Below are 18435 nucleotides of genomic sequence, written 5' to 3' on the forward strand. Positions count from 1 at the left end.
CCATGCCGAACTCAGAAGTGAAACGCCGTAGCGCCGATGGTAGTGTGGGGTCTCCCCATGCGAGAGTAGGGAACTGCCAGACATCAAATAAGTGAAAAGGCCATCCGAAAGGATGGCCTTTTTGCATTTATACGCGGAAATCAGCCGGAACTGTATCCGGCATATATATATTTAATGAATAACCTGCGATAAAAACGCGCGAGTGCGTTCCGATTTGGGGTGAGCAAAAAACTCATCCGGTGGTGCCTGTTCCACAATCTCGCCAAGATCCATAAAGATCACCCGGTCAGCTACTGTGCGGGCAAAGCCCATTTCATGGGTTACACATAGCATGGTCATGCCCGATTGCGCCAGACCTATCATGGTATCCAGCACTTCTTTTACCATTTCAGGATCCAACGCTGATGTGGGTTCATCAAATAACATGATTTTGGGTTTCATACACAGCGAGCGTGCAATGGCCACGCGCTGTTGTTGTCCACCAGAGATTTGCCCGGGATATTTATGTGCATGTTCGGCAATGCGGACCCGCTCAAGGTAGTGCATTGCCAGTACTTCAGCCTCTTTTTTCGGCATATTTTGCACCCAGATAGGCGCCAGCGTGCAGTTTTGCAAGACAGTCAAATGAGGAAAGAGATTAAAGTGCTGAAAGACCATGCCAACTTCTTGTCGGACGCGCTCAATATTGCGGATGTCTTCATTGAGCTCAATCCCATCCACTACTATGCGTCCTTGCTGATGTTCTTCCAGATGGTTAATACAGCGGATAGTTGTCGATTTACCCGAACCGGAAGGCCCGCATAATACGATGCGCTCTCCCTGTTTTACCTTCAGGTTGATGTTTTTCAGGACATGAAACTGTCCGTACCATTTGTTGACGTTTTCCAGCGTAATCATCGCGTCGGTAGACGGCATTAATAATTGGCTCATAAATTCCTCAGTGCGGTGTACGCCCGGTGTTAAAACGTTTTTCCAGATGCTGGCTGTAACGCGACATACTGAAACAGAAGATCCAGTAAATCAGTGCAGCGAAAACATATCCTTCTGTCGACATACCCAGCCACGCAGGGTCCACAGTTGCCTGCTGCACGCTACTGAAGAGATCAAACAGACCGATGATGATGACCAGGCTGGTATCCTTGAACAGGGCGATAATCGTGTTAACCAGACCCGGGATAACCAGCTTGAGGGCTTGCGGAAGAATGACCAGCCCCTGAGTTTTCCAGTACCCTAGCGCCAGTGATTCAGCGGCCTCATACTGACCTTTCGGTAGGGCCTGTAACCCTCCGCGAACCACTTCTGCGACATAGGCCGACTGGAAAAGAATAACGCCGACCAGCGCCCGGATAAGCTTGTCGATACTGGTTCCTTCGGACATAAACAGAGGAAGCATGACCGAGGACATAAACAGAACGGTAATCAACGGTACACCGCGCCAGAACTCAATGAAAATGACGGATAAAACCCGCACGACTGGCATATGGGAACGACGTCCCAACGCCAGTAAAATGCCCCATGGAAGCGCGCCTGCAATCCCCACGGATGCAATAATAAGCGTCAGTGTTAATCCGCCCCACTGCCGGGTTTCTACGCGTTCAAGTCCGAAAAAACCACCGTACATCAGCCACCAGACGACAATCGGATATATGACTGCCCAGATGGCGATATAACGGCCACGGTGGGGAATGGTTTTCCAGAACATCGGAACAATAGAAGCCAGACCAATTATCAGGGCCAGATTTACGCGCCAACGCTGATCGTGTGGATAAAGCCCATACATGAATTGCCCGAAGCGTTCATGGATGAACACCCAGCAGGCTCCCGCTTTGGTACAGTCTGCCCGGGTAGAACCGACCCAGTTGGCCTGAAAGAATACCCAGTTCAACAGTGGTGGAAGAAATGACCAAATCAGCCATACGCATAGCAGGGTGAGCAGGCTATTTGACCAACTGGAGAACAGGTTTTTACGCACCCAGAGTAGACAGCGGCTTGCCGGATTGCTGCGCTGGCGCGAGGGGTGAGACAGCAGTGCTTTTGTCATCATGGCTCCTTAGCGCTCAATCAGTGCAATACGGCGGTTATAAATATTCATCAGCAAAGAAATACTCAGACTGATGATCAGGTATACCGACATGGTGATGGCGATCGTTTCAATGGCTTGCCCTGTTTGATTGAGTACCGTGCCGGCAAACAGTGAAACCATGTCCGGGTAGCCAATGGCGGCTGCAAGAGAAGAGTTCTTGACGATATTCAGGTACTGGCTGGTCAGTGGGGGAATGATGACGCGTAGCGCCTGTGGGATGATTACCTGGCGTAGCGTCACCGGATTTGGCAGACCCAGCGAGCGTGCGGCTTCATGTTGGCCGTAAGGAACGGCCTGAATGCCCGCCCGAATAATTTCTGCAATAAATGCCGAGGTATATACCGAAAGCGCCAGAGTCAGTGCCGCCAGTTCAGGAATAAGCACCATACCGCCACGGAAGTTAAAACCACGGAGCGCGGGAATATCCCAGTGAAGCGCAGCGCCAAACATCCACTGTGAAATCACCGGTAAAAGTACGATCAACGCCAGAGCTGTGGGCCAGGTCCGACGTAGCTGACCGGTTTTGGTCTGATGCATTCTGTTGAAGCGAAATAATCCGATGGTGACGACGAGAGCGATAACGACAGCGGTACAAAAGGCAAAAAAACCTTCTCCCATTTGCGGGGACGGAATATAGAGCCCCCGGTTACTCAGGAACATCAAATCCAGCGCGTTAACGGCCTGGCGTGGGCCGGGCAGATTACGTAATACGGCGAAATACCAGAAGAAGATCTGCAGCAGCGGCGGTATATTGCGGAACGTTTCGATGTAGATCGTCGAGAGCTTTCGCAATAACCAGTTATCTGACAGGCGTGCTAGTCCGAGAAAGAAACCGAGAATTGATGCGAAAACAATGCACAGTGCTGAAACTAACAGCGTATTGAGCAGGCCGACCACAAAGACACGACCATACGTATCGCCTTGCTCGTAATCGATCAGATGCTGGACAATGCCAAATCCGGCGCTGCGATCGAGAAAAGAAAACCCCGAGGTAATACCGCTATTGTTCAGGTTATTTATCGTGTTATGAATGAGATAGACCGCAATGCTGATAACCGCAATGACGGCGAGTATTTGAAATAACCAGGCGCGGACCGCAGGGTTAGAAAAGGATAACGATCCTTTTACGGTTGAGCGGCGATGGAACATAAGAAAACCTCAGTAACTATGACTCTGGGCTGAGCGCCGCAGTTGCGGCGCCCGTTACATCACTACGCATTAGCGCACCGGTGGCGCATACTGAATGCCACCGTTATTCCAGAGGTTGTTCTGTCCACGTTTGATCTTCAGCGGACTTTCCGATCCAACGTTACGTTCAAAGATCTCCGAATAGTTACCAACTTGCTTGATAATGTTGTAGGCCCATTTGTTATCAAGCTTCAGATCCTTGCCATAATCCCCTTCTTTACCCAACAGGTGTGCCATATCCGGTGTTGCTGGATTAGCCGCTTTGTCATCGACGTTTTTCGAGTTAACACCCATTTCTTCCGCATTTAGCATGGCGAACAGCGTCCAGCGAACAATGGAGAACCACTCATCGTCCCCACGACGTACGACAGGTCCCAGCGGTTCTTTAGAAATAACTTCTGGCAGGACGATCCATTCCGCAGGATTACTCAGCTTGATGCGTAGGGCATACAGCTGAGACTGGTCGGAAGCCAGCGTATCGCAACGTCCAGATTCCAGAGCTTTGGCTGATTCATCCGAACGGTCAAAGGTGACGGGGGTGTACTTCATCTTGTTGGCTTTAAAGTAGTCGGCCACGTTTAGTTCGGTATCGGTTCCCGCCTGAATACAGACCGTTGCACCATCCAGTTCTTTAGCGCTCTTCAGGCCTGCTTTATTGTGGGTAAGAAAACCAATGCCGTCGTAATACGTTACACCAGTGAAGGACATGCCCATACCGGCATCACGAGAAGAGGTCCACGTGGTATTACGAGAGAGCATGTCGACTTCACCAGACTGTAATGCGGTAAAGCGTTCCTTGGCGGTGAGCGGGGTATATTTTACTTTGCTATCATCGCCAAATACGGCGGAGGCAACGCCACGACATACATCAACATCAATACCCGAGAACTTGCCGCTTGCATCGGCGTAAGAAAAGCCAGGCAAGCCGTCGCTGATCCCACATTGCACAAACCCTTTTTTCTTTACGGCATCAAGTGTTGCGCCGGCATGTGCCTGATTTGCAACAGCAAGCAGCACACCGGCCGCAGCCAGGCTGGCGATTATCATCTTTTTCATAGAGCATCCTGTGTGGAGGAATTATTGTTATGGAAACGTTCTGAAAACGTCTTTTACCTGTCTGTGGCTTTGGCCATACTCTTTTAAGCAAAGGTAGTGCCAGTTTTTTGCGCCTGATTATTCGACGCAATATGCAGAGTGTAGACAGGAAAAAATAAATGCAGCGCCCCGAAGTGGTGCAAAATTGAAACGTAAGCCACATTTCGGCGCAAAAAATTTAAAAATCAGACAGGACGCGTGATAACGATTTCTGGCGTTAATATTAATGGCGTGAGAATAATGAAAAGAAAATGTGGTGTTACGAAAAACAGAAAAAATGCTAATTTCAAATCGCGGATGTGTGAGTTAAATCTATAATAATTTTATTACATGTCAGGTTCTATTAAGCAACGTTTTGTCTTATATGCAGATTTTATGCTTATTGCTAAAAGCGCGGTAATAACCGCGCTTTTAAGATGATTTATTTGGTCAGGGCGACAATCCCAAGCGTCAGTCCGGCAACGGCTGCAGCACCACCGGCGATGGCCCCGGCTGTTTCCCAGTTATCCTGGGTGGTGCCTTTCATACAGGTATTGGTATGAACCAGGCGTCCCTGATCGTCGTATACAGGTACGCAAGGAGAATCGTGTGCACAGCCAGCCAGGAATGCGGTAAGCAGTGCAACGGATATTAATCTTTTCATGGTGTTACCTCAAAAATAAGCGTTTCGCTAATAGAGCAAAGACAAACGCTAAGCCATCTGCGAACTCGGCGATTATTTTACCACTTCTTAAAAAAGGACTGACATGAGGAATAATCTCAATTCATGTGGATTGTAAAAATAATGGATAAAAAGAAAGGTCGCGGGCGCGTTTAAAGGAATGCTTTAAATGAAATAAATGGCTATCTTATTAATAAATAAAGAGGCGTAACATGGGTGAAAAAGGCGTCCGTAGACGCCTTTATTTTACAATTTAATCGTTGTGCCGACTAAAACGCCGTCTTACGACAACAAAGAAGACGGGGACGAAGAAGATAGCCAACAATGTTGCGGTCAGCATTCCTCCCATAACACCTGTACCGACCGCATTCTGCGCACCACTCCCTGCACCGTGACTGATAACCAGAGGCATAACCCCCAGAATAAAGGCCAGGGATGTCATCAGGATAGGACGAAGACGCATGCGCGATGCCTCCAGCGTCGCTTCAATCAACCCCTTGCCTTCTTTATCCATCAGGTCTTTGGCAAACTCGACGATCAGGATGGCGTTCTTAGCCGAGAGGCCGATTGTGGTTAGTAAGCCAACCTGGAAATACACATCGTTATTCATCCCACGCAGTGATGCTGCTAACAATGCGCCCACAACACCGAGCGGTACAACCAGCATCACCGAGAAAGGAATAGACCAGCTTTCATACAATGCGGCAAGGCAAAGGAAGACAACGATTAGCGAGATGGCATACAGCGCAGGAGCCTGGTTGCCCGACAATCGTTCCTGATAGGACATCCCCGTCCAGTCATGACCAATACCGTTTGGCAGTTTTTCCGCCAGGCTTTCCATCAGCGCCATTGCTTCACCGGTACTTCTGCCAGGCGCAGCTTCTCCCAGCAGTTCCATAGAAGGCATACCGTTATAGCGCTCCAGGCGCGGTGAGCCGTAGATCCAGTGTGCGGAACTGAACGTGGAGAACGGAACCATTTCGCCATTGGCGCTACGAACATACAGATTATTGATGTCTTCCGGCAACATACGGAATTTGGCATCGGCCTGTACGTACACTTTTTTCACGCGGCCACGGTCAATGAAGTCATTGACGTAATAGCCACCCAGCGCAGCGGAGATGGTTTCATTAATATCGGACAGCGAGACGCCAAGGGCCTGAGCTTTTTCCTGATCGACATCCAGCTTGAACTGTGCGGTATCCTCGAGACCGTTTGGACGCACGCGAACCAGCAGGTCAGGGTGTTTGGCAACCATGCCCAGCAGTTGGTTACGCGCTTGCGTTAACGCGGTATGTCCCAACCCGCCCTGGTCAATCAGTTCGAAGTCGAAGCCGGTTGCGGTACCCAGTTCAACAATGGCTGGCATGTTGAAAGGGAACACCAGACCATCACGAATCTGACTAAACGCTCGGGTAGCGCGGGCGATAATTGATTCAACGTTATTTTCGTTACCGCTACGTTCTTCCCAGGGCTTGAGGCTGACGAACGCCATCCCTGAGTTTTGCCCCTGGCCGCTGAAGCTAAAGCCGTTAACCGTAAAGACGCTTTCAACGTTGGCTTTTTCATTGTTCAGGTAGTAGTGGGTGACCTGATCCAGCACCTTCTGGGTGCGTTCTTGCGTGGCGCCTGCAGGAAGTTGAATCATCGTCAGGAAGACGCCCTGATCTTCCTCTGGCAGGAAGGAGGTTGGCAGGCGCATAAACAGCACCGCCATCCCGATGACGATTATCAGGTAGACGACCAGGTAACGCCCAGTTTTACGCACAATACCGCTGACGCTATTGGTGTAATGATTGACGCTGTGATCGAATTTGGCGTTGAACCAGCCAAAGAAACCGCTTCTTTTCTCGTGATGTTCAGCTGATACCGGCTTCAGCAACGTTGCACAAAGTGCGGGAGTCAGGATCAGCGCGACCAGTACTGAAAGCGCCATGGCGGAAACGATGGTGATGGAAAACTGCCGATAGATAGCCCCGGTTGAACCGCCAAAGAAGGCCATCGGGATAAATACCGCAGACAGCACCATGGCGATACCAACCAGTGCTCCCTGTATTTGTGACATGGATTTTTCCGTCGCCTCTTTGGGCGGCAGATGATCCTCCATCATCACGCGTTCCACGTTTTCCACCACCACTATCGCATCATCGACCAATAGACCGATGGCGAGCACCATGCCGAACATCGTCAGGGTGTTTATTGAGTAGCCAAACGCAGCAAGCACGGCAAATGTGCCCAACAGTACAACAGGTACGGCGATGGTCGGAATGAGCGTTGCCCGGATGTTTTGCAGGAACAAATACATGACCAGGAACACCAGCACGATCGCTTCAAACAGTGTTTTTACCACTTCATGAATGGAGATGGTCACAAATGGCGTCGTGTCGTACGGGTAGACCACCTTCATTCCCTGCGGGAAGAATGGTTGCAGTTCAACCAGCTTGGCTTTAATCGCGTTCGCGGTATCCAGCGCGTTTGCCCCGGTTGCCAGCTTGATCCCAAGGCCGGATGCAGGCTTACCGTTAATACGCGCCACGACGTTGTAGTTTTCCCCGCCTAACTCGATACGTGCGACGTCTTTCAGGTGAACAACCGAACCATCGCTGTTCACGCGTAAAGTCACTTTGCCGAACTCTTCAGGGTCTTTCAGTCGCGTTTGCGCAATGATAGAAGCGTTAAGCTGCTGGTTAGGTAATGCAGGCGTCCCCCCTAACTGACCTGCGGCAATCTGATCGTTCTGTACCTTCAACTGATTGATCACATCAACCGGCGTGAGCTGATATTTGTTCAATAAGTTTGCATCCAGCCAGATGCGCATGGCGTACTGTGCACCAAACAGCTGCACGTCACCCACGCCATTCAGACGGCTGATTGAGTCTTTAACGTTCGAGGCGACGTAATCGGAAATGTCATCCTGTGTGGTTTGTGGGTTGTCAGAAACAAAACCCGCAACCATCAAAAAGCTGCTGCTGGATTTCTCGACGCTGATCCCTTGCTGCTGAACTTCTTGCGGCAGTAGCGGAGTGGCGAGCTGCAGTTTATTTTGCACCTGCACTTGCGCGATATCGGGATCGGTACCGGACTGGAAAGTCAGTGTAATAGTCACACTCCCGGCCGAGTCGCTGGTGGAGGACATATACATCAGGTTATCGATACCATTCATATTCTGTTCGATAACCTGTGTGACTGTATCCTGAACCGTCTGTGCATCCGCACCAGGATAGGTGGCAGAAATGGCGACCGCAGGAGGCGCAATGGTCGGGTACTGTGCCACGGGCAGTTGCATGATTGCCAGAGCACCCGCCATCATCAGAATGATAGCCAATACCCAGGCAAAGATAGGACGCCTGATAAAAAAGTTAGCCATGTCCGGTTACCTTATTGGGCTTTCGTGGCAGGAGTTTCGGTATCGGCGGTTGCTTTAACCTGAACGCCTGGACGTGCTTTCTGTAAGCCGCTCACGATAACTTTGTCACCCGGTTGCAGGCCTTCGCTGATGAGCCACTTGTCACCAATAGCTTGTGCGGCAACGACTGCGCGAGACTCAACCTGACTCTTGTCGTTAACGACCATTACGGTGGCATCGCCGCGAGGCGTACGCGTTACCCCCTGCTGCGGAACGAGAATGGCATTTGGCTGGACGCCTTCATCAATGCGTGCGCGCACAAACATGCCCGGCAACAGCGTGTGCTGCGGGTTAGGGAACACGGCTCTGAGGGTGATTGATCCGGTGCTTTCATCAACCGTCACATCAGAAAACTGCAAAGAGCCTTTTAGCGGGTATGACTGACCATTTTCCATCACCAGTTCGACAGTACTGCTGGCGCTGTCTTTATGCAGACTCCCTTGTTCAACGGACTGTTTGAGGCGCATAAAGTCGTTACTGGACTGTGTCACGTCGACGTAAATGGGATCGAGCTGTTGAACGGTAGCAAGCTCAGTAGCCTGGCCATTCGTGACTAATGCACCTTCGGTGACGTTAGATTTACCGATGCGTCCGCTAATTGGCGATGTCACTTTGGTGTAGGCCAGATTGATACGCGCGCTTTCGACCGCCGCTTTTGCCGCGATCACGGAGGCATCGGCCTGACGAGCATCAGCAATTGCCTGATCGTACTCTTGCTGGCTGATGTACTTGGTGCCAACCAACGGCACATAGCGTTTTACCGTTAAATGCGCGATTGCAGCCGCCGCTTCACTCTTCGCCAGTTCACCTTTGGCGCTGTCATAGTCAGCCTGATAAGTCGCGGGATCGATCTGATAAAGTGACTGTCCGGCTTCAATATCGCTTCCCTCAGTGAAATTCCGTTTAAGCACTATCCCGCTGACCTGGGGACGAACTTCTGCAATTCGGAATGCCGTTGTGCGCCCGGGTAATTCGGTCGTTACGGCTAAAGGAGCCTTTTCGACGATATGGACAGTCACCTGCGGTTCTGCGGGATGAGCTTGTGTTTCTCCCTGATCGTTACAACCGGCGAGTAATGCAGCGGAGACGATGATGAATGAGGGCAGGAGTGAAAACCTGGCATTTTTCGTCATTTCTATTCCTTAAAAAACCGAACGCTCGTTATTAACCGGGTAAAGCAGGGGGCGATAACGCGCACAAGAAAAATAATAGTTGGCTATCCTACAAATTATTAGCTTGCGATGTAAGCAATACTTATTTATGGGCACGATACACGGCACGTAAAAGCAAAAAAAGATTAATCGACAGCTGTTTCATTGTGGTGTTAATAGCAATACTATGATTCGCATAAACACAAATTGAAATAAACATTTGGTTTATGAATATATTTGTTGGTGGTATTCGTTTTGTTTATTCGTGTGCAAAGTCCGTAATAATATTTTTTAGAACTCGTTTAAATAAATGCTAAGTGATACATTTGTTCCGTATCGCAAATATTAGATAAGAAAGTTAATCATTCTCTACTCTACCTCAGACAGTCGGAACCATGGCCAGAAAAACGAAAGCTGATGCCCTCAAAACGCGGCAGCACCTGATAGAAACGGCAATTGTACAGTTTGCCGCACGTGGCGTAAGCAATACGACGCTAAACGACATTGCGGATGCTGCCAGCGTGACGCGTGGCGCGCTCTATTGGCATTTCGAAAATAAAACTCAACTGTTTAATGAGCTATGGTTACAACAACCACCTTTACGCGATCTTATTCAGGACAAGCTAATTGGTCGTTGGGGTGATAACCCTTTACAGCGATTGCGAGAAAAGTTTGTGGTGGGGTTACAATATATTGCAGAGAACCCTCGTCAGCAGGCATTAATGCAGATTTTATATCATAAGTGTGAATTTCATAACGATATGATATCTGAGCAGGATATTCGCGATAAAATAGGTATCAGTCATCAAAGCATTCGTGATTCCCTGCAAAAGTGTGTCGATGACAATTTGATTGCCACCACTCTTGATTTAGATGTCATCATCATTATTCTGCACGGTAGTTTTAGCGGAATTATAAAAAACTGGTTAATGAATCCAGTGAGTTATGATCTATATGGGCAAGCTCCAGTATTAGTTGATAATGTACTAAAAATGTTAAGCCCAGACGGTAGCGTCATGCAATTAATGCAGAGTGAAAACCAGGTCGGATAGTTTTTACCGCCAGAGGCTGACGGCTGTCGAAGCATTACCTGAGGTGCTATTCGAGGTCGACGCAGTTGACCAGCTTAAGGGGATTCACTGAGTTCATATTCCGGCACTTGTCGTGCTCTGTTGTCATCAGCTCTATCCATTGGATGAGCAGCGCATCAAAAAGAAAAACGAAGACCGCAAAAACAACCAGCCACCAATACTTGCGAATCATTCCTAAACCCTGTGTATTCATGCCCAAGCGTGCAGGGAATATACACGAATTTTTTAAGCTGAAAAGCAGACTTACAATGCCTTTACTTTGTTGAAAGATCGCCACTCTTTGCCGTCAATCGACTCTTTTTAGACAGGTTTTTTGTCTTACGTTTTTTCACCTTGGCAAGCTCAATTTCTGAAAAATGAGAACCGATACTCAGTCTTCTGAGCCCCATTTTTACGTATTCAGTATTGATCTCAATCCCGACAAACTTGCGACCCAATTCCACGGCGGTAGCTCCGGTGGTGAAGCTGCCGGCAAACGGATCCAGTACCCTGTCATCTGGATTCGAGGACGCCAGAATTATACGCTCCAGGAGGGCTTTGGGTTTCTGGGTGGGGTGGTTTTCGTATTCGTCCATCAGATAGCGTACGCGTGGGAACTCCCAGACATTGCCCGGCACTTTTTTCTGATTGTATGGCTGCGGCGGGTTTTTTCTGTAGTCTATTAGCGCGCGTTTAGCGCCAGTTTTGGCTTCAACCAGAATATCGTCACGATTAAATGTGTAGTTTTTCTGATCTTTTACCATCATCAGGATCGGTTCATACATCGAACCAAAGTAATTTTTGGCCTGTACCCCTGAGCTATCGTATGACCACACGATACGACTCTTGATGGTAAAAAGCGGGCGGCATTTGAGGTCGATGTACGGCATGTTCTCCGTACTGTTCATGATGTACATGGTGCCGTGTGGTTTGAGGATGCGATGGCACTCGTCGATGCACTCAAACAACCACGCCAGAAAGGTCTCTTCGTCCCAGGATTCAACCATCCCGTCAAAGTCTTTCCCGATGTTATAAGGAGGGTCAGCAAAAATGAGTTCGACGCTTTCAGACGGCAGTTTTTTCAGTTCAGTTAGCGCATCGCCCAGGATTATCTTTTTAGATTCATCGCCAAAATAGACAGGTTCACATCTCGCGTTCATCGCCAAAGCCTCCCGTGTGACGTCAATAAAAAAGGCGCTTCCCCATGCCGAGTAGCGCCTTTTAAAACAAACATTTAACTGATTAGTATCAGTTCATGCCGTATTTTTTCAGTTTTTTACGCAGCGTACCACGGTTGATGCCCATCATCAGGGCAGCACGGGTCTGGTTACCGCGGGTGTATTGCATCACCATGTCCAACAGGGGCTGTTCTACTTCAGCCAGTACCAGCTCATAGAGATCATTCACATCCTGACCATTCAATTGAGCAAAATAGTTCTTCAGTGCCTGTTTAACCGAGTCACGCAGGGGCTTTTGAGTTACCTGGTCCTGAGAGTTAACGGTAGAAACGGTCAGTACGTCAGAATTTACGCGTTGTTCGAACATAGTTCTGTCAGCTCTTTATTTCTGTTTACGCAAAATTTTCGAAGTATGCCTCCAACGCCGCCAGCTGTTCGCTGGAATCTTCAATGGCGTTGAATGTGCGCCGAAACTGGTCATCCGGAGCGTGTTCCTGGAGATACCAGGATACGTGTTTACGCGCAATTCGGTACCCTTTTGCCTGACCATAAAAGTCGTGCAGTTCCCGAATATGCGCACAAAGCAAGCGCTTCACCTCTGCCAGAGGCAGCGGGGGCAGCAGCTCCCCAGTGTCCAGATAATGCTGGATTTCCCGAAAGATCCAGGGTCTTCCCTGAGCTGCACGTCCTATCATCAGGGCATCCGCCCCCGTATAGTCGAGTACAGCTCTGGCTTTATGCGGGTCAGTAATGTCGCCATTCGCGATAATCGGAATGGAAACTTTCTGCTTAACTGCCCGAATACTGTCGTACTCAGCATCTCCATTGAACAAACAGGCGCGGGTGCGTCCATGAATGGTCAGAGCCTGAATGCCACAGTCTTCAGCCAGTTGGGCAATCTCTACGCAGTTACGGTGTTCCGGAGCCCAGCCGGTGCGAATCTTGAGTGTGACAGGAACGTCCACTGCATTGACGACCTCGGTTAGTATCGATTTCACTAAATCCGGGTACTGCAAGAGGGCTGAACCTGCGAGCTTGCGATTCACTTTTTTAGCCGGACACCCCATATTGATATCAATAATCTGGGCGCCGCTTTCCACGTTAATACGTGCGGCATCGGCCATCTCAACAGGGTCGCTACCGGCAATTTGCACCGTGCGAATTCCTGGCTCATCAACGTGCACCATCCGTAAACGAGACTTGTCACTTTCCCAAACCTGCGGGTTAGAAGACATCATCTCGGATACTGTCAATCCTGCTCCCATCTCATAGCACAGCGTCCTGAATGGTCTGTCAGTGATGCCAGCCATAGGTGCTGCGATCAGGCGATTTCTGAGCTGGTATTGTCCGATGCGCATGAGTTAAGAAATGACCATACTGTGACTGCAAGGCGGCGTATATTACGCATTTTTCGCACGAGATGAAAGGCCAAACTTTGACCAATCCACTGAGGTGGATCAATGAATTGCCGTAAATGTGAACGCATGAAAATATTTAATCATATAAATCATCGCATTATAAAAATGTGTCGATTTTATATACACATATAATTTTGCGTAACTTCTCATTTTTTCTTCAGCTGCAGACGGTACTGACAAGATATTCTGCTGAATTAATCAGCAAATTACCTCGTCATTGTGTGATCGCTACCTCATTTTAGTACAGGATCTCGGTATCCCCAGAATAGCTGTCCGTAATCTTGCGTTCATTCAACGGCTGCAGCGGGCGATTGTTTGCCGTCCCAACAATGTAGTGGAATTTATCCATCTGTTCGGCAGAAAGAGCAACAGGCGTTTTCAGGACAGTCCAGGTGACGCCTTCGGTGCAGGGAGGCGTTGTTAACGAACCACGGTAGCGCCAGTAGGTTTTATTGTCGGGTAAAAGCTGGCGGATATCGACCGGCGAGAAGATGGCCATGCTGCTGTCCTCCATGGTTGGAAAGGACTCCCACAAATTTTGAATCGCCTGGTTTGGTTCGCCGATATCAAACATAACCGCCACGATAGCGATGTCTCCGGATTGATTTTTGTGGACCAGCTGCAGCTCCAGCGGATAGGTTTTACCGTTGAGGGTATGTTCGCTCGGGGCATGAAAATCAAATTGTTTTAAATAATAAAGCGTTTCATCAATTTCAATAGAATTAGATGCGTAGCTACTCATCGTTGCCTGCAACGTATGGTTAATGCTCCGAAATCTGGTTGGGCCATCGACGTACTGCATGTTCAGCGCGGGGAGACCGAGTTTACTGGTTGTGGTGGTCTGGATGTCTATGGGGGATTGGTTTATGCCTGTCTGGCACGTTGCATACGCTTTGCTGATTTCTCCCCACCGTGCGGGGCCGTTTTCTTCGGTATATCCCCATGGTACGGCCAGCGTGGTCAGTGGCATCATGCATGCTGCCAGCAAAGTTGTTGTAAGACAGTTGAAACGCATACGTTTACTCAACGAGAATCAATATAAAAAATAACAAAATCAATTGATTATTATATCGCTGAGGAAAGTGTCGGTATGCTGGTCAATTGTCTGAAAATGGCGTGGTCAGATAACCACGCCGGAAGGGATTATTTTTTCTGGCCGGTAATGCGACACCACTCTTCTTTCTCGATAACCGGATCGAGCGTAAAGAGATCGGCATAGGCTTCACAGACGCTTTCTGCCTGGCTGGCAAGAATACCAGAAAGCCCCAGCAAACCGCCCTCAACGGGCAGTACGCTGATTAACGGAGCCAGTTCACGTAATGGGCCAGCAAGGATGTTGGCGACCACCACGTCGGCTTTCATCGCCTCTGGCTGGTCTTTCGGCAGATAAAGCTCCAGACGCTCAGAAACACCATTACGCTGGGCGTTATCACGGCTGGCCTGAATCGCTTGCGGATCGATATCCACGCCAATGGCTTTCGCCGCACCCAGCTTCAGTGCCGCAATGGCAAGAATGCCGGAGCCGCAGCCAAAGTCGATAACCGTTTTACCGTTAAGATCAAGACCGTCCAGCCATTGCAGGCACAGAGAGGTAGTGGGGTGCGTGCCTGTACCAAACGCCAGACCCGGGTCCAGCATCACGTTGACGGCATTCTCATCCGGGACATCGCGCCAGCTTGGGCAAATCCACAGACGTTCACCAAAGCGCATCGGGTGGAAGTTATCCATCCATTCGCGTTCCCAGTCTTTGTCTTCGAGCTGTTCGATTTTATGCGCGAAGCCTTCACCCAGCAGCGGATGCTGTTCCAGGATAGCAACTACTTCTTTCATGTCGGTTTCTGCATCGAACAAGCCGATAACGTCGGTATCACCCCACAGGCGAGTCTCGCCCGGCAGAGGTTCAAATACCGGCGTATCATGCGTATCCTGGAAAGTAATGGAAACGGAGCCCGCTTCCATCAGCGCATCGCTCAACTCTTCAGCGTTGGCACCGGTCGTGTTCAGTTTCAGTTGGATCCATGGCATGGCAAAACTCTTTATTTATCAGTAGTCAATATGGCGGCTTGCGGGACGGCGGAACCGAAACGGTTGCCTATCAGGAAAGCCAGCAAGCTTATCAGTAACGAGGGCACGATTGGGTGGAAGCCCAGGAACTGAACGTTAAAGGTGGCGAGTAGAGCATAAAGCACGCCGCCGACAATCATCGCGCTCAATGCGCCTGACGCGTTTGCCCGCTCCCAATAGAGGCCCAGCACCAGAGGCCACAGGAAGACGGCTTCCAGCCCGCCAAACGCCAGCAGATTCAGCCAGATAATCATCTCTGGCGGTTTCCAGGCGGCCAGCAACAGTAACGCGCCCAGCAGCAGGGTAATCACTGCCGACATGCGTTTCAGCCGGGTTTCGTTTTCCAGCTGTTCCGGGCGAAGGTTCAGGTACAGATCCTTAATAATCGTAGCGGAGCTTTGCAGCAATTGGGCATTGATCGTCGACATAATCGCAGCCATAGGTGCGGCGAGGAAGATCCCGGCAGCGACCGGCGGCAGGACTTTGACCATCAGCGTAGGGATTACCAGATCCGGTACCGTCAGGTCAGGGATTACCGCCCGTCCCAGGGCGCCCGCCAGATGCATACCAAACATCAGGATCGCCACCACGATGGTGCCGATGATAATGCCGCGGTGTACCGCTTTACTGTCTTTATAAGAGATACAGCGTACCGCCGTATGCGGCAGGCCAATCACGCCAAAGCATACCAGCACCCAGAATGAGGTCATAAACGTGGGTGACAAAATGTCATCAGCGCCCTGCGGCGAAACCAGTTTAGGATCGATAGTCTGCAGGGTTACCACCGCATTGCTGAGGCCACCGGCAGCATGAACAACGCCGACCAGCAAAACGATAGTACCAATCAGCATCACCATGCCCTGCATGGTGTCGTTCAACACGCTGGCGCGAAAGCCGCCGAACGCCGTGTATAACGCGATGCTGACGCCAAAAATCAGCAGACCGGTTTCGTAGGGGATACCCGCTGCGGTTTCCAGCAAACGTGCGCCGCCAATAAACTGTACGGTCATTGCCCCGACAAACGCGACCAACAGGCTGAGGCTTGCCAGCCATACCAGCAGGCGGCTCTGGTAGCGTGCAAATAGCATATCGTTGAGGGTAACCGCATTATAACGGCGTGCCAGAATGGCGAATTTCTTACCAAGAATCCCCAATGAGAGCCATACGGCCGGCAACTGGATCATCGCTAGCAGCACCCATCCCAGTCCGTATTTGTAAGCGGCACCAGGACCGCCAATAAACGAGCTGGCGCTAATGTAGGTTGCCGTTAGCGTCATCGCTAACACGACGCCGCCCATGGAGCGGCTGCCGAGGAAATATTCATTCAGGAAGGTACCGGTCGATCTCTTGCGCATGGCATAAACTGAGAGACCGAAGACCACCAGAAGATAGGCGACCAGCGGAAAAATAACTTCAAGCTGCATCGTCATCCTCCAACGGAATGTCGCGATAGATAAACTTCACCATCGCCCAGCACAGCACGATAAAAACCAGCGGCGTTAGCAGGCAGGCCATTTCGAACCAGTGCGGTAAGCCGGTAAAACCCAGCGTTGAATCTGGTAAGTAAGCGGCCACTAACCATGTGGCCAGATATAAAAGGGTTAGCCACAGCGCCCAGCGCGCCTCTTTATGGGCCTGAACAAAACGAGCGTCCATTTTTTGTCCCTTGTGGATAAAGAAAGCGGGGATTGTACCTTATGGCACGTGCGGGAGGGGAGAAAAACAAAAGGCCGGAATTTCCGGCCTTTTCGGTTAACGCACGCTTACTTTTCCTGAAGTCCGAGTTTTTTCTCCAGGTAGTGGATATTGGTTCCACCGTGCTGGAAGTGCTCGTCATTCATGATACGGATCTGCAGGTCAACGTTGGTTTTGATACCGTCGATGATCAGTTCCTGCAATGCGTTTTTCATACGGGCGATAGCGACGTCGCGGTTTTCGCCATAGCAGATCAGCTTACCGATCATTGAGTCATAGTACGGAGGTACGGTGTAGCCTGCGTAAATATGAGACTCCCAACGCACACCAAAGCCACCCGGCGCGTGGAAACGCGTGATTTTACCCGGGCTTGGCAGGAAGGTGTTCGGGTCTTCGGCGTTGATACGGCATTCTACCGCATGGCCTTTAACCACAACTTCGTCCTGCTTGATGGACAGCGGTTGGCCCGCTGCGATGCGCAGCTGCTCTTTGATCAGATCAACGCCGGTGATCATTTCGGTTACCGGGTGTTCAACCTGAATACGGGTGTTCATCTCAATGAAGTAGAACTCGCCGTTTTCGAACAGGAACTCGAAAGTACCCGCCCCGCGATAGCCGATATCAACACACGCTTTGGCGCAACGCTCGCCGATGTAGCGACGCAGTTCCGGGGTAATGCCTGGCGCTGGTGCTTCTTCGACAACTTTCTGGTGACGACGCTGCATGGAGCAGTCACGTTCTGCCAGATAAATTGCGTTACCCTGACCGTCAGCCAGCACCTGAATTTCAATGTGGCGTGGGTTTTCCAGGTATTTCTCCATGTAGACCATGTCGTTATTGAAAGCGGCTTTTGCTTCCGCTTTGGTCATGGAGATGGATTGTGCCAGTTCGGCATCGCTGCGCACGACGCGCATACCGCGACCGCCGCCGCCGCCGGAGGCTTTGATGATAACCGGGTAGCCGATGCGTTTAGCATGAGCGCGGTTAGCGTCCATGTCATCGCCCAGCGGGCCGTCAGAGCCTGGGACTGTCGGTACGCCCGCTTTCTTCATCGCGGTGATTGCGGACACTTTGTCGCCCATCAGGCGGATGGTGTCGGCTTTCGGGCCGATGAAGATAAAGCCAGAACGCTCTACCTGCTCAGCAAAGTTGGCGTTCTCAGAGAGGAAGCCATAGCCCGGGTGAATTGCCACCGCGCCGGTGATTTCAGCGGCACTGATGATAGCCGGGATGTTCAGATAGCTTTTTACGGACGGAGCCGGGCCGATACAGACCGTCTCATCCGCCAGCAATACGTGTTTTAAATCGCGATCCGCACTTGAATGCACAGCGACAGTCTTGATGCCCAGTTCTTTACAGGCACGAAGAATACGCAGGGCAATCTCGCCGCGGTTGGCGATAACAATTTTATCCAACATGTTCGCCT

Annotated in this window: 17 protein-coding genes and 1 rRNA gene; 2 read left to right on the forward strand and 16 right to left on the reverse strand. The window is 50.3% G+C overall.

Going from position 1 to position 18435, the window contains the following annotated elements; genetic code table 11:
• A 5S ribosomal RNA gene (gene rrf, locus OGY04_RS23175) occupies nucleotides 1–82 on the forward strand; the annotation flags it as partial.
• An 89-nt stretch (nucleotides 83–171) separates the two neighbouring features.
• Here rrf and OGY04_RS02170 read toward each other — a convergent pair.
• The 7 genes from OGY04_RS02170 to OGY04_RS02200 form a co-directional block, all read right to left on the reverse strand.
• Nucleotides 172–930, reverse strand: a complete 759-nt coding sequence (locus OGY04_RS02170; RefSeq protein ID WP_286584690.1) for an amino acid ABC transporter ATP-binding protein — start codon at nucleotides 928–930, stop codon at nucleotides 172–174.
• Nucleotides 931–937: 7 nt separating this feature from the next.
• On the reverse strand, nucleotides 938–2041 hold the full coding sequence (locus OGY04_RS02175; RefSeq protein ID WP_191227193.1) for an amino acid ABC transporter permease: 1104 nt from the start codon (nucleotides 2039–2041) through the stop codon (nucleotides 938–940).
• A gap of 9 nt (nucleotides 2042–2050) precedes the next feature.
• On the reverse strand, nucleotides 2051–3232 hold the full coding sequence (locus OGY04_RS02180; RefSeq protein ID WP_048236882.1) for an amino acid ABC transporter permease: 1182 nt from the start codon (nucleotides 3230–3232) through the stop codon (nucleotides 2051–2053).
• A gap of 69 nt (nucleotides 3233–3301) precedes the next feature.
• Nucleotides 3302–4327 carry an amino acid ABC transporter substrate-binding protein gene (locus tag OGY04_RS02185; protein ID WP_048225761.1) on the reverse strand — a complete coding sequence of 342 codons (1026 nt, stop codon included), beginning with the start codon at nucleotides 4325–4327 and terminating at the stop codon, nucleotides 3302–3304.
• A 460-nt stretch (nucleotides 4328–4787) separates the two neighbouring features.
• Nucleotides 4788–5009 carry a lipoprotein gene (locus OGY04_RS02190; RefSeq protein WP_003025292.1) on the reverse strand — a complete coding sequence of 74 codons (222 nt, stop codon included), beginning with the start codon at nucleotides 5007–5009 and terminating at the stop codon, nucleotides 4788–4790.
• Between the two features lie 271 nt (nucleotides 5010–5280).
• A complete protein-coding gene (locus tag OGY04_RS02195; RefSeq protein WP_048225759.1) occupies nucleotides 5281–8394 on the reverse strand; it encodes an efflux RND transporter permease subunit in 3114 nt (1037 codons plus the stop codon).
• 11 nt (nucleotides 8395–8405) lie between these two features.
• The gene (locus OGY04_RS02200) at nucleotides 8406–9566 is read right to left on the reverse strand and encodes an efflux RND transporter periplasmic adaptor subunit (RefSeq protein WP_060683116.1); all 1161 of its coding nucleotides are present in this window, start codon (nucleotides 9564–9566) and stop codon (nucleotides 8406–8408) included.
• A gap of 413 nt (nucleotides 9567–9979) precedes the next feature.
• On the opposite strand from OGY04_RS02200, the gene envR reads away from it, so the two are divergent.
• Nucleotides 9980–10636, forward strand: coding sequence for an acrEF/envCD operon transcriptional regulator (gene envR / locus OGY04_RS02205; protein ID WP_008785973.1), 657 nt, complete (start codon nucleotides 9980–9982; stop codon nucleotides 10634–10636).
• Between the two features lie 46 nt (nucleotides 10637–10682).
• Here envR and OGY04_RS02210 read toward each other — a convergent pair whose 3' ends face one another.
• The 9 genes from OGY04_RS02210 to accC form a co-directional block, all read right to left on the reverse strand.
• Nucleotides 10683–10847 (reverse strand): DUF2556 family protein, encoded by a 165-nt coding sequence (locus tag OGY04_RS02210; protein WP_003025279.1) that lies wholly within the window; start codon nucleotides 10845–10847, stop codon nucleotides 10683–10685.
• An 82-nt stretch (nucleotides 10848–10929) separates the two neighbouring features.
• Complete coding sequence (gene yhdJ, locus OGY04_RS02215) at nucleotides 10930–11814, reverse strand: adenine-specific DNA-methyltransferase (RefSeq protein WP_153686725.1); 885 nt, start codon at nucleotides 11812–11814, stop codon at nucleotides 10930–10932.
• An 88-nt stretch (nucleotides 11815–11902) separates the two neighbouring features.
• On the reverse strand, nucleotides 11903–12199 hold the full coding sequence (gene fis / locus OGY04_RS02220) for a DNA-binding transcriptional regulator Fis (protein WP_000462905.1): 297 nt from the start codon (nucleotides 12197–12199) through the stop codon (nucleotides 11903–11905).
• A gap of 25 nt (nucleotides 12200–12224) precedes the next feature.
• Entirely contained in the window at nucleotides 12225–13190 is a 966-nt protein-coding gene (gene dusB, locus OGY04_RS02225; RefSeq protein WP_008785970.1) for a tRNA dihydrouridine synthase DusB, read from the reverse strand.
• A 298-nt stretch (nucleotides 13191–13488) separates the two neighbouring features.
• On the reverse strand, nucleotides 13489–14223 hold the full coding sequence (locus OGY04_RS02230; RefSeq protein ID WP_231587330.1) for a carbonic anhydrase: 735 nt from the start codon (nucleotides 14221–14223) through the stop codon (nucleotides 13489–13491).
• 170 nt (nucleotides 14224–14393) lie between these two features.
• The gene (gene prmA / locus OGY04_RS02235) at nucleotides 14394–15275 is read right to left on the reverse strand and encodes a 50S ribosomal protein L11 methyltransferase (protein ID WP_003025221.1); all 882 of its coding nucleotides are present in this window, start codon (nucleotides 15273–15275) and stop codon (nucleotides 14394–14396) included.
• Between the two features lie 11 nt (nucleotides 15276–15286).
• On the reverse strand, nucleotides 15287–16738 hold the full coding sequence (gene panF / locus OGY04_RS02240) for a sodium/pantothenate symporter (RefSeq protein ID WP_020996361.1): 1452 nt from the start codon (nucleotides 16736–16738) through the stop codon (nucleotides 15287–15289).
• Complete coding sequence (locus OGY04_RS02245; protein WP_016154721.1) at nucleotides 16728–16970, reverse strand: YhdT family protein; 243 nt, start codon at nucleotides 16968–16970, stop codon at nucleotides 16728–16730. Before OGY04_RS02245 ends, panF begins: the two co-directional genes overlap by 11 nt.
• Nucleotides 16971–17077: 107 nt before the next feature.
• Entirely contained in the window at nucleotides 17078–18427 is a 1350-nt protein-coding gene (gene accC / locus OGY04_RS02250; protein ID WP_003828838.1) for an acetyl-CoA carboxylase biotin carboxylase subunit, read from the reverse strand.
• Between the last annotated feature and the right edge of the window lie 8 nt (nucleotides 18428–18435).

This window comes from Citrobacter sp. Cpo091 (genome assembly GCF_030332645.1).
GTDB lineage: Bacteria > Pseudomonadota > Gammaproteobacteria > Enterobacterales > Enterobacteriaceae > Citrobacter > Citrobacter portucalensis.